This window comes from Nonomuraea sp. NPDC049655 (assembly GCF_044465465.1).
Classification (GTDB): domain Bacteria; phylum Actinomycetota; class Actinomycetes; order Streptosporangiales; family Streptosporangiaceae; genus Nonomuraea.
Genome location: NZ_JBITLS010000003.1, coordinates 136,498 through 147,989 on the forward strand (window position 1 = coordinate 136,498; position 11,492 = coordinate 147,989).

Consider the following 11,492-nt stretch of genomic DNA (forward strand, 5'->3'; position numbering starts at 1 on the left):
GGGATGAGGGGTTAAGAATCTAGGCAGTCATGGGATTTCCCCTTCTTCCTCCGGATAGCACTCCTGACGTGCGGGGACCTGCCCCCGCAAGGCGCGGGACCGGGGGAAGGACTGGGGGTTCGTCGGTGAACGCATGGACCTTCGAGGGACAACCCGGCGCGCTGGGCGACACGGTCACGCTCGTGGAGGGCGGCTCGTTCTGCGTGTGCCAGCACGGCGGCGACATCGTCCCCGGCGGCGCGCAGGGCGTCTACCACGCCGACACCCGTCTGCTGTCCCGCTGGATGCTGCGCGTGGACGACCATCCCGTCGAGCCGCTGCAGGTCATCATGGGCGAGCCCTACCACGCCACCTTCCTCGGCAAGGCCCGGCCGCGTCCCGGATGGGCGGAGAGCACGCTGCTCGTGGTGCGCGACCGGTACATCGGCGGCGGGCTGCGCGAGGACCTCACGCTGCGCAACATGTCCGAGGAGGCCGCGGGCTGCGTCGTGTGCGTGCAGGCCGGCGCCGACCTGGCCGACCTGTTCGAGGTGAAGTCCGAACGCAGCTGGCCCGCCGAGGACGTCGAGATGAACCCCGGCGAACGCGGCATCGAGGTCTACTCGCCCAGCCGCGCCCGCGGCGCCAGGATCGCCGTCGAACCGCCCGGCACGCCGGTCGTCACCGCGCCGGGCCTGCTCACCTTCGACGTCGTGGTGCCCGCCCGCGGCGAATGGCGCGTCACCGTGCTGGTGACGCCGGTCCACGAGGGCGAGGAGTCCTCGGCCCGGTTCCCGGTCGCCCATCCCCCCCACCACGCCGAGCCGGCCCGCCGCCTGGCCGAGTGGACCGCCAGCACCCCCGTCCTGGAGAGCACGAACGCCGCTCTCGTCGAGGCCCTGGCCCGCTCCCGCGAGGACCTGGGCAGCCTGCGCCTGTTCGACCGCGACCATCCCGACGAGCCGCCCGCGATCGCCGCCGGCGCGCCCTGGTTCATGACGCTGTTCGGCCGCGACTCGCTGCTGACCTCCTGGATGGCGCTGCCGCTGGACCAGACGCTCGCCCTCGGCACCTTGCGCCGGCTGGCCCGGCTCCAGGGCGCCAAGGTCGACGCGCTGTCGGAGGAGGAGCCCGGCAAGATCATGCACGAGCTGCGCTTCGGCGTCCAGGACGGCTCCTCGCCGTACGGCGGGCGGGCCTACTACGGCTCGGTGGACGCCACCCCGCTGTTCGTCATGCTGCTCGGCGAGCTGCGCCGCTGGGGCGTGCACCGCGAGGCGGTCGAGGAGCTGCTGCCGCACGCCGACGCCGCCCTGGCCTGGATCGAGGAGTACGCCAGCCGCGACGGCTTCGTCTGGTACCAGCGCAAGACCGACCGCGGCCTGGTCAACCAGGGCTGGAAGGACTCCTTCGACGGCGTCAACTTCGCCGACGGCACCATCGCCCGCCCGCCGATCGCCCTGGCCGAGGTGCAGGGCTACGTCTACGCCGCCTACCTCGCCCGCGCCCACTTCGCCTGCCAGCAGGGCGACGAGGCCGCCGAGCGGCGCTACGTGCAGCGGGCGCGCGAGATCAGGGAGGCGTTCAACGAACGGTTCTGGCTGCCCGGCCCCGGCTACTACGCCATGGGCCTGGACGGGCGCGGCCGGCCCATCGACGGCCTCGGCTCCAACATGGGCCACTGCCTGTGGGCCGGCATCGCCGACGAGGACAAGGCCCGGCAGGTGGCCCGCCACCTGCTCTCGCCGGAGATGTTCACCGGGTTCGGGGTGCGCACGCTGGCCTCGTCCATGGGGGCCTACAACCCGATGAGCTACCACAACGGCTCGGTGTGGCCGCACGACAGCGCGATCATCGCCGCCGGGCTGATGCGCTACGGCCACGTCGAGGAGGCCCAGCGCATCGCCGTCGGGCTGCTGGAGGCCGCGCACGCCTTCGGGGGGCGGCTGCCGGAGCTGTTCTGCGGGTTCGGCAAGGAGGAGTACGGGCGGCCGGTGCCGTACCCGACGTCGTGCTCGCCGCAGGCGTGGGCCGCCGCCGCGCCCATCCAGCTTCTGCGCACGCTGCTGCGGCTGGACCCGTGGGTGCCGTACGGGAAGATGTGGCTGGTCCCGGCGCTGCCCGAGGGGTTCGGGGAGGTGACGATCAAGGGCATGCCGGTGGGCGACTCCAGGGTCGGCATCCGCGTCAGGGGCGAGGACGGCACGCCGCTGGTGTCCGGCCTGCCCGACGGCGTCGAGCTGGTCACCGAACCGCGCTGCCCGATCAGCGGCGCCTGCCGCTCCGGCCCCGCCCGCAGGGCGCACGGCCTGCCGGCGTTGTGACGACCGGACCGACACGGGGGAGGTGCTGGGATGACGACGGATTCCGAGGACGACTGGGAAGGCGCGCTGCGCATCGTGATGGTCGCTCCGCCTTGGGAGGAGGTCCCGCCGCGGGCCTACGGCGGGATCGAGCAGATGCTCGCCGACCTGATCACGGGCCTGTCCGCCCGCGGCCACGAGGTGACGCTGATCGGCGCGGGCAGCACCGGTCTCCCGGCCAAGTTCCTGGTCACCTACCCCGAGGCGCCCTCGGAGCGGATCGGCGAGGGGCTGCCCGAGGTGCTGCACGCCGCCCAGGCCTGGCGGGCGCTGGAAGGGCTGCCCGCCGACATCGTGCACGACCATTCGCTGGCCGGGCCGCTCACCGCCCTCGGCCGGGCGACCCCGACCGTGGTCACCTGCCACGGCGATGCCGGCGGCGAGCTGGGCGAGGTGTACCGGGCGCTCGGCGAGCACGTCAACCTGATCGCCGTCTCCGACGCCCAGCGCGCCGACGCCCCCGACCTCAACTGGATCGCCACCGTGCACAACGCGCTCGACACCGCCTCCTTCCCCTTCCGGGAGCACAAGGAGGACTGGGTGCTGTGGCTGGGCCGCTTCAGCCACAGCAAGGGCCCGCACCTGGCCATCGACGCCGCCCGCGCCGCGGGCCGCCGCATCGTGCTGGCCGGCAAGCTCACCGAGCCGTGCGAGCACGTCTACTTCGACGAGCACGTACGGCCGCGGCTCGGCCCCGGCGTCACCTATCTCGGCGAGGCCGACGCCGGGCGCAAGCGCGAGCTGCTGGCCGCCGCCCGCTGCATGGTCTTCCCCATCCAGTGGGAGGAGCCGTTCGGCATGGTGGTGATCGAGGCCATGGCCTGCGGCACGCCCGTCGTCGCCATCGGCCGGGGCGCGGTGCCGGAGATCGTGGTGGACGGCGTGACGGGGTTCGTCCTGCGGGAGCCGGCCGAGCTGCCCGCGGCGATCGAGGCCGCCGGGCGGCTCGACCCGCGGGCCTGCCGCGCCCACGTCGAGCGGCACTTCGGCGTGAGCGCGATGGCCGCGGCCTACGAGGGGGTCTACCGCCGCATGCTGGCCGCCCCCCGCCCGGCGGGGCTCACCGGCGAGCCCGCCGGGCGGTGACCCCGCCGGTGGTGCACGCCGGTGGTGGGCGCCGGTGGCGCGGCCGCCGGTCAGCCGGCCGCCGGCACGGTGTACTTCCCGGCCAGCTCCGACACCGCCGCCTCCTTGAGGATGACGGCGCCGCCCACCGCCTGCTTGTCGGGCTTGACCACGTAGGAGGCGCGCGAGGCGGGCCGGTCGAAGACGCTGAAGTCCATCGGCGTGCCGCCCAGCCCGGCCTCCCACGACTTCTGCGACCGGTGGGCCGCGACGATGCCCGCCCGGCTGAGGTCCTTGGCCTGGCATGCCTTGCGCAGCGCGTCGCCGACGATGATCGCCGCGGTCCAGCCGGCCGCCACGCCGCTGTCCAGGGGCTGGCCGGCGTACTTGGCCTGATAGTCGGCGATGAGCTTGGCGTAGGCGGGCAGCGGCGCGCTGATCGGGGCGCCCGCGGTCACGTAGAAGAAGTCCTTCAGCAGCGCCGGCGCGGCCGGGGTGGCCAGGAGCTGCGGGCTGTAGGCCGAGTTGCTGCCGACGAACGGCACGTCCATCCCGGCGGCCAGGGCCACGCCGACCAGCGAGGCCGCCTGGCGCGGGCCGACCGAGACCAGCACGGCCCGCACGCCCGCCTTCTTGAACGCCGCCACCTGCGCGGTCATGTCCTGGTCGGTCGCCTTGATCTTCTGCTCGACCAGCGTGAGCCCCAGCTCGCCGGCGGCGTACTTGGACCCGGCGAGGGCGCTCTCGCCGTAGTCGCCCTCGAAGTACAGGTGGCCGATCCGGTCGCCGGCCTTGACGCCCTTCTCCTTCACCAGGAAGTCGACGGCGTTGATCATGTCCACGTCGTAGGTGGTGCCGGTGACCTGGATGGCCTCGCTGCCGAGCAGGCCGGTGGCCCACGCCATGGGCAGGGTGAGGATCTTGTCCGCGGTGATCCGGTCCTTGAGCGCGGTGACCATCGGCGAGCCGATGAACTGCGGGATCGCGGCCGTCTTCGGCGCGACCTCGGCGTAGGCGGCCATCGCCTTCTGCGCGTCGTAACCGTGGTCGCGGACGATGGTCTCGATCTTCCTGCCGCAGACGCCGCCGCTCTGGTTGACCTGCTCGAAGTAGAGCTGCTGCGCCTGGGTGAGGCTCTTGCCCAGCGACGCGTAGGGGCCGGTCAGATCGGTGAGCAGGCTGAGCGTGATCGTGTCGGCGGTGACGCCGGGGCCGGTCCTGACGCCGTCGCCGCCGGCGGCGGTGGCGGTCGCCTGGCCGCCGCCGGTGGCCTTGCCGCTGGCGCAGGCGGTGGCCGCCAGCCCCAGCGCCAGCAGCGCGGCCAGGACGGCCGTGCGGTTACGGGACATGTGAGCTCCTGGTCTTCGGGGACGGATCCGGTGACGGTGAAGCGGACGGGCGGCGCCCCGGTGACCGGCGGCGCAGGACGCGCGGCAGGCCGAGCAGGCCGCCCGGGAGGAAGAGGACGACGGCGACGACGGCGGCGCCGTACAGGATGCGGGCGGCCTCGGCGGGGGACAGGCCGCCGCCGGAGCCGGACGGCGACACCAGGGGGATGGCGTCGCCGTAACGGGTCAGCAGCTGCGGCAGCAGGGAGACGAAGACGGCTCCGAGCACCGCGCCGCCCACCGAGCCCAGGCCGCCGATGACGATCATCGCGAGGTAGTCGAGGGAGAGCAGCATGCCGAAGTAGTCGGGCACGGTCCGCTGGAAGACCAGGGCCAGCAGCACGCCGGCCAGGCCGCCGTACATGGACGACAACACGAAGACGCCGGCCCGGTAGCGGGTGACGGGCACGCCCATCACCCCGGCCGCGATCTCGTGGTCGCGGATCGTGTTCAGCGCCCTGCCGGGCCGCCCGCGCAGCACGCCGCGGGCGAACAGCGCCGCTCCCAGCAGCGCCAGGCCGCCCAGGAACCACAGCCGCTCCAGCGCGCCGAACGGCACGTCCATGACGACCAGCTCCGGCCCGTCGGCGAAGGCGAACCCGAAGACCTCCATCGCCGGCACGGCACGCCCGTTGAACCCGCCGGTGACCGGCCCGGCGTTGAACAGCAGATGCTGCCCGCCGAAGATCAGCGCCAGCGTGGCGATGCCCAGGTAGGCGCCCTTGAGCCGGCCCGCGATCGGGCTGAACAGCCCGCCCGCGACCCCGGCCAGCGCCACCGCGAGCACGGCGGCCACCGGCGTCGGCAGGCCCAGGCCGCCCAGCGACGCGGTGGGCTCGGCGGCCAGGTAGACGTAGGCGTAGGCGCCGACGGCCAGGAAGAAGGCGTGGCCCATGGACAATTGCCCGGTCGCCCCGGTCAGCAGGTTGACGCCGATCGCGCCGATCGCGGCCGCCATCGCGAACAGCCCCGCCTGCAGCCAGAACCCCTCCAGGTAGAACGGCACGGCGACGAAGACGGCCAGGGCCACCAGTGACCCGACGGTTCTAGACACGGGCCCGCTCCCGCGTCCCGAACAGCCCGGCGGGCCGCAGCAGCAGCACGACGACCATGACGAGGAACGGCGCCACGTCGCCGATCCCGCGGCCGAGGAAGGCCAGGTCGTTCTGGTAGCCGGTGGTCAGGGCCTCGGTGACGCCGACGATCAGGCCGCCGGCCAGCGCGCCCGTGGTGGAGTCCAGGCCGCCGAGTATCGCGGCGGGGAAGGCCTTCAGCGCGGCCAGCGAGGAGCCGCGGTCCAGGCCGGGCGTGGGGAAGACGCACAGGAACAGCGCGGCCACCGCGGCCAGCGCCCCGGCCACGGCCCACGCGCTGACCGAGACCCGGCCGAGCCGCACGCCCATGAGCGCGGCCGTCTCGGGGTCCTCGGCGGTGGCCCGCATCGCCACGCCCCACCCGGTGTACTTGAACGCCAGCAGGAACGCCGCGATCAGCACCCCGGCCACGACCAGCGCGACGACCCGGGTCTCGGCGACCGTGACCGGCCCGAGGCGCAGCACCCGCGAGCCCCACGGGTCGCCCATGGCCAGCACCTCGGTGCCGATCCGCCGGGTGAGCTCGGTGGTCAGCACGATGTCCACGCCGATGGTGACGATGGCCAGCACGCTGTGCGAACCGGCCTTCGAGCGGCGGATGACCAGGAACTCCACCAGCGCCCCGATGACCGCCGCCGCCGCGACCCCGGCCAGCAGGGCGGGCCAGAAGCCGAGGTGCGGATGCAGCCGCGCCACCACGTACCCGCCGGCCAGCAGCAGCGAGGCGTGCGCGAAGTTCACCACCTCGGTCGCCTTGAAGATGACGACGAAGCCCAGCGCGATCAGCGCGTAGACGGCCCCCAGCGAGACCCCGTTGACGAGCAGCTCCACAAAAGTGATCACTCCGTCTCCTCCACGCCCAGATACGCGCCGATGACCGCCGGGTCGTTCTGCACCTCGGCGGGCGGCCCGTCGGCGATGCGACGGCCGAAGTCCAGGACGGTCACCCGGTCGGCCAGCCGCATGACCATGCCCATGTCGTGCTCGACCAGCAGGACGGAGACGCCCAGGCTCTCCCGTACCGACCTGATCAGCCCGGCCATCTCCAGCCGCTCGCCGCCGTTCATCCCGGCGACCGGCTCGTCCAGCAGGAGCAGGCGTGGCTCCATGGCCAGGGCCCTGGCCAGCTCGACCCGCTTCTGCACGCCGTACGGGAGCAGCCCGACCGGCGTGTCCAGCACCGCGGCGAGCCCGGCGAAGGCCGCGATCTCGGCGACCCTGGCGGCGTGCGCGCGCTGCTCGCGGCGCGCGCCCGGCAGGCCGAGCCCGGCGGAGACGAACCCGGCCCGGGTGAGCCGGTGGCGGCCCAGCAGCAGGTTGTCCCGCACCGGCTGGTGCGGGGAGAGCGCGATGTTCTGGAACGTGCGGGCGACGCCGAGCGCGGCGATCCGGTGCGGGCGCAGCGCGGTCAGCTCGCTCGCGCCGAACCGGACGCTGCCCGAGGCGGCCCGGCAGACGCCGGACAGCACGTTGAAGCAGGTGGACTTGCCCGCGCCGTTGGGGCCGATGAGCGCGTGCACGGTGCCGGGCGCGACCGTGAAGCCGACGCCGTCCAGCGCCGTCAGTCCGGCGAAGCGGACGGTCACGTCGCGCACCTCCAGGGCGGGCATACCATCCGGTTGGTATGTCGGGGTCACGCGGACCACCTCGGCAATCCGGCCCTCGCCTGCGGGGCCGGGGTCCCGTCGTCCACGCCGAGGTAGCGGCGGCGCACCTCGTCACCGGCGGCCAGCTCGGCCGCGGGCCCGGCCAGCGCGACCGCGCCGACCTCCAGCACGTACGCGTGGGAGGCCAGCGACAGGGCCGTGGCGACGTTCTGCTCGACGAGCAGGATCGAGGTGCCGGCGGCGTTGATCGCCCTGATCGTGGCGGCGATCGTGGCGGCCGCCCGCGGGGCCAGGCCGAGCGTCGGCTCGTCCAGCAGCAGCACCGACGGCTCGGCCATCAGCGCCCGGCCGATGGCCAGCATCTGCTGCTCGCCGCCCGACAGCAGCCCGGCGCGCTGGTGCGCGCGCTCGGCCAGGACCGGGAACAGCTCGCGCACCCGCCGCCCGGCCCGGACGGCGGCCGCGCGCGGCGTGCCCAGGCCGCCGGCCCGCAGGTTCTCCTCCACCGTCATGCGGGCGAACACGCGGCGGCCCTCGGGCACGTGCGTGACGCCGCGCCGCACCACGGCCGCGGCCGGCTGCCCGTCCATCCGCGCTCCGGCCACGCTGACGCCGCCCGCCGCGATCCGGCCCCGGTGGAACCGGAGCGTTCCCGAGACCGCCCGCAGCAACGTCGTCTTCCCGGCGCCGTTCGCGCCCAGCACGGCCACCACCGCCCCGGACGGCACGCTCAGTGACACGCCGTCCAGCGCCCGGACGGGACCGTAGTCCACCACGAGACCGTCCACGCTCAGCTCGGCCATTCGTCTTCCTCACAGGACCCCATGGCGGCCCACCCAAACCGGCGGGCGGGGCCGCCGTCCAGATGCGGCGGCGAAGTCGGGCTCGCTGCCCACCGCGGCCGGGGGCCCGTTGTGCAGCCGCACAACGCGAGGTCACAAAACGCTACAGAGCCTTGTTCTGGAACGGCGGCCGGTGGCAGCCTCGGGGAATGCGTCCCCCTACGGTCGTGGACGAGGACGTCCGCCAGACGTTACGCACCGCAGCCAGGGCACTGCTCGAACGCCTGCCCGAACTGACCGGCGAGCTGGTCGCCAGGACGCGCGGCGGCGACGACGTCTACAGCGCCTGCGTCCCCTACGACGAGCACTGGAAGAGCACCCTCGAAGGGGTGCGCCTGGGCCTGACCGCGATCCTGCAGGAGCCGTCCGAGCGGCGCGACCTGGTCTTCACCCGGTCGATGGCCCAGCGCAGGGCCGAGCAGGGCCTTCCGCTGGAGTCGCTGCTGCGCATGTACCGCCTGGCCGGCCAGGTGACCTGGTCGGCGATCGTGGACCACATGGAACGCGAGCGCCCCGACCGCCTCGACGTCCTGGTCCGCGCCGCCAGCCACGTCTGGCACGCGATCGACCGGCAGTCGCTGGTGGCCTGCGACGTCTACGGCCGGCGCGAGCAGGAGATCCTCGGCCGCAGCAAGGAACGCGTCAACGCGCTGCTGGACGCCCTGCTCGACGGCGCCGCCGACGCGGGCGTGGTGCGCGCCGCCGCCGACTCGCTCGGCCTGCCCGAACGCGCCCGCTACGCCGTCGTCACCGTGCGCTTCCCCGGCGGACGCCACCACGACGACGTCCGGCTGCCCGCGACTCTGGGCGCGCTGCGGCTGCTGTGGCGCATGCGCACCGGCCACGAGGTCGCCGTCGTCGCGCTCGGCCGGGCCACCCTGGACGACCTGTGCCAGGAGCTGAGTCTCATCGTCAGCGGCGTGGCCGGCGTCAGCCCCGTCGTCACCGGCCTGGACGAGCTGGGCACCGCGCACGAGCTGGCCTCCCTCGCCATGCGCACCTGCGCCGACGGCGGCCCCGAGATCGCCCGCCTGGACGAGCGCGTGCCGGCCGTGCTGATGATCAGCCGGCCCGGCGTCACCGGCCACCTCGTCGAAGGCGCGCTCGGCCGGCTGCTCGCCCTCGACCCGGCCGACCGCGACACGCTGCTGACCACCCTGGAGACCTGGCTGGCCTGCGACGGCTCGGCCGCCAGGGCCGCCGGCCGGCTGTTCTGCCACCGCAACACGATCATCAACCGGGTCCGCCGGATCGAGCAGCTCACCGGCCGCTCGCTCACCCGCCCGCGGGACATCGTGGACCTCGCACTGGCCCTGGACGCGGTCCGCCTGCTGCCCCCGCCCGCCAGGTGAGCCCCGGACGGGCCGGCTCAGGGGGCGACGGACGGCGTCAGGCCGCCCGCGTGCACCAGCGAGATCGTCCGTTCCAGGTCGGGGGTCAGGTAACGGTCGTCGCCCAGCGGCGCGACGTATCGCCTGAGCTCGTCGTGCAGGGCGCGGGTCGCCGTCCCGAGCGGCAGGCCGGCCATCTTCGCCGCGATCAGGTCGATGCCCTGCGCCGCCATCAGGTACTGCACCGCCAGCACGATCTCCAGGCGGTCGAGGTTGGCGTGCAGGTCGCGGGCCGAGGCCATGGCCATCGTGTTGTGGTCCTCCTGGCCGTCCTTGACCGGACGCGACAACGTGCCCGCCGGATGGGCCCTGACCTGCATCTCCGGGACCACCGCCGCGGCCACCGACTGCGCCTGCACCATCCCGGAGTTGAGGCCGACGCTCCCGCCGGCCAGGTTCGCCGGCAGGCCGTAGCTCCAGCGGGGTGACAGCAGGCGTCCGGACAACTCCTGCGACAGGACGCCGAGGTCGGTGATCTCGGCGTTCAGGCTGTCGGCGAGATGGCCCATGATCGAGCCGTCCCAGTTGCCGCCCATCACGAACTCGTAGCCGGGGCCGCGCTCGCGCCGGAAGACCAGCGGGTTGGAGGCCGAGGAGTTGGCCTCGCGCGCCAGCGTCCGGCGGGTGGCGGCGAGCACCTGCCGCAGCCCGGCCATGATGTGCGGGGCCGCGCGCACCGAGACTGCGTCCTGCACCCGCGGCTCGTAGTTCGCCGGGTCGAGCCGCCTGCGGCCCTCCTCGGTCATCCAGCCCGAACCGGCGACCATGGTCCGCAGCCGCGCCGCGACCGCGTCCTCCTCCGGGATGTGCCGCTCGCGGTGCGTGCGCGCGTCCAGCGAGCCGCGCTCGGCCCTGGTGGCCTCCATGAACAGGGCGAAAGCCCCCTCCGCCTGGTCGGCGAGCACCGTGGCCCGGTGCACGGCGTGCATCAGCGTGGCGGCCAGCACCGTGCTGCCGCTGACGATCGGCAGCGCCTCCCCGGCCTCGAAGGTGAAGCTCGCGGGCAGCCCGGCCCGCGGCAACATCCGCGAGGCCGGCCCGGTCTCGCCCCGGTAGTGCACCGGCGCGTCCTCGCCCAGCGCGGCCAGCCCGGCCGCCGCCTGCGGCTGCAGGTCGCCGGTGCCGAGCGAGCCGATCTGCGGCATCACCGGCACGACCCCGGCGTTCACCAGGGACAGCAGCCGCTGCGGCACCTCGGGCCGGACGCCCATCTTCCCCCTGGCCATCTGGTTGGCCTTGAGGACCAGGGCCAGCCTGACCACGTCGTCGGGGAAGGCAGGGCCGACGCCCGCCGCGTGCGAGCGCAGCACGTTGCGCTGGAACTGCTCGGCCTCCTCCGGCGAGAGCGGGCGGTCCTTCAGCGGGCCGAGCGCCTGGTTCCAGCCGTACACCCGCTGGCCGCTCAGGGCCGCCAGCGCCCCCGCCCGCGACTGCGCCATGCGGGCTCGCGCGGCGTCCGACACCCGTGCGAGCACGGGACGGCCGGCCAGGATCGCGAAGGCGTCCCGCAGCGCGAACCGGCCGCCGTCCAGCACCAGGTCCAGCACCGGCGCCCGCGCGGGCGCCGGCGCCGCGACCGGGGGCGCCACCGGGGGAGGAGCCGGGACGGCGACGGCCCGCTCCGGCACGCACACCGCCGCGAGCAGGCCGACACCGGCGGCCATTCGTCCTGCTTTGCTGATCGACACGGTCCCCGGCCCCTTCACCACGAAGATCCACTCCGCTCCGTTTATAACCGGCCGGACGGACGGCGCCGGGCACGG

General features: G+C 74.2%; 9 protein-coding genes. 3 read left to right on the forward strand and 6 right to left on the reverse strand.

The features are described 5' to 3' along the window. The first annotated feature begins 125 nt into the window (after positions 1 to 125). Both ACIBQ6_RS10320 and ACIBQ6_RS10325 read left to right on the forward strand, forming a co-directional pair. On the forward strand, positions 126 to 2,303 hold the full coding sequence (locus ACIBQ6_RS10320; protein ID WP_358286306.1) for a glycogen debranching N-terminal domain-containing protein: 2,178 nt from the start codon (positions 126 to 128) through the stop codon (positions 2,301 to 2,303). Between the two features lie 30 nt (positions 2,304 to 2,333). Then, entirely contained in the window at positions 2,334 to 3,428 is a 1,095-nt protein-coding gene (locus tag ACIBQ6_RS10325) for a glycosyltransferase family 4 protein (RefSeq protein ID WP_397211118.1), read from the forward strand. A 50-nt stretch (positions 3,429 to 3,478) separates the two neighbouring features. On the opposite strand, the gene ACIBQ6_RS10330 is transcribed toward ACIBQ6_RS10325, so the two are convergent. The 5 genes from ACIBQ6_RS10330 to ACIBQ6_RS10350 are packed head-to-tail and all read right to left on the reverse strand — an operon-like array spanning position 3,479 to position 8,299. Beyond that, positions 3,479 to 4,756, reverse strand: a complete 1,278-nt coding sequence (locus ACIBQ6_RS10330; RefSeq protein WP_358286310.1) for an ABC transporter substrate-binding protein — start codon at positions 4,754 to 4,756, stop codon at positions 3,479 to 3,481. After that, complete coding sequence (locus tag ACIBQ6_RS10335; RefSeq protein WP_397211120.1) at positions 4,746 to 5,849, reverse strand: branched-chain amino acid ABC transporter permease; 1,104 nt, start codon at positions 5,847 to 5,849, stop codon at positions 4,746 to 4,748. Before ACIBQ6_RS10335 ends, ACIBQ6_RS10330 begins: the two co-directional genes overlap by 11 nt. Further along, positions 5,842 to 6,732 carry a branched-chain amino acid ABC transporter permease gene (locus ACIBQ6_RS10340; RefSeq protein ID WP_358286314.1) on the reverse strand — a complete coding sequence of 297 codons (891 nt, stop codon included), beginning with the start codon at positions 6,730 to 6,732 and terminating at the stop codon, positions 5,842 to 5,844. Before ACIBQ6_RS10340 ends, ACIBQ6_RS10335 begins: the two co-directional genes overlap by 8 nt. Then, positions 6,729 to 7,499 (reverse strand): ABC transporter ATP-binding protein, encoded by a 771-nt coding sequence (locus ACIBQ6_RS10345; protein ID WP_397157559.1) that lies wholly within the window; start codon positions 7,497 to 7,499, stop codon positions 6,729 to 6,731. The genes ACIBQ6_RS10340 and ACIBQ6_RS10345 overlap by 4 nt, the downstream gene beginning before the upstream one ends. A 23-nt stretch (positions 7,500 to 7,522) precedes the next feature. Continuing rightward, entirely contained in the window at positions 7,523 to 8,299 is a 777-nt protein-coding gene (locus ACIBQ6_RS10350; protein ID WP_358286316.1) for an ABC transporter ATP-binding protein, read from the reverse strand. Between the two features lie 188 nt (positions 8,300 to 8,487). Between ACIBQ6_RS10350 and ACIBQ6_RS10355 the strand changes: the two genes are divergently transcribed. Continuing rightward, complete coding sequence (locus ACIBQ6_RS10355) at positions 8,488 to 9,690, forward strand: PucR family transcriptional regulator (RefSeq protein WP_397211122.1); 1,203 nt, start codon at positions 8,488 to 8,490, stop codon at positions 9,688 to 9,690. Positions 9,691 to 9,707: 17 nt separating this feature from the next. Here the strand turns inward: ACIBQ6_RS10355 and hutH are convergent, their stop codons facing one another. Beyond that, positions 9,708 to 11,393 (reverse strand): histidine ammonia-lyase, encoded by a 1,686-nt coding sequence (gene hutH / locus ACIBQ6_RS10360; protein WP_397211124.1) that lies wholly within the window; start codon positions 11,391 to 11,393, stop codon positions 9,708 to 9,710. Positions 11,394 to 11,492: the final 99 nt, after the last annotated feature.

Bases quoted from the DNA above. Each gene is read 5' to 3' on its own strand.
- ACIBQ6_RS10330 (WP_358286310.1), bottom strand. From the start codon at position 4,756: ATGTCCCGTAACCGCACGGCCGTCCTGGCCGCGCTGCTGGCGCTGGGG.
- ACIBQ6_RS10325 (WP_397211118.1), top strand. From the start codon at position 2,334: ATGACGACGGATTCCGAGGACGACTGGGAAGGCGCGCTGCGCATCGTG.
- ACIBQ6_RS10345 (WP_397157559.1), bottom strand. From the start codon at position 7,499: ATGCCCGCCCTGGAGGTGCGCGACGTGACCGTCCGCTTCGCCGGACTG.
- hutH (WP_397211124.1), bottom strand. From the start codon at position 11,393: ATGGCCGCCGGTGTCGGCCTGCTCGCGGCGGTGTGCGTGCCGGAGCGG.
- ACIBQ6_RS10355 (WP_397211122.1), top strand. From the start codon at position 8,488: ATGCGTCCCCCTACGGTCGTGGACGAGGACGTCCGCCAGACGTTACGC.
- ACIBQ6_RS10350 (WP_358286316.1), bottom strand. From the start codon at position 8,299: ATGGCCGAGCTGAGCGTGGACGGTCTCGTGGTGGACTACGGTCCCGTC.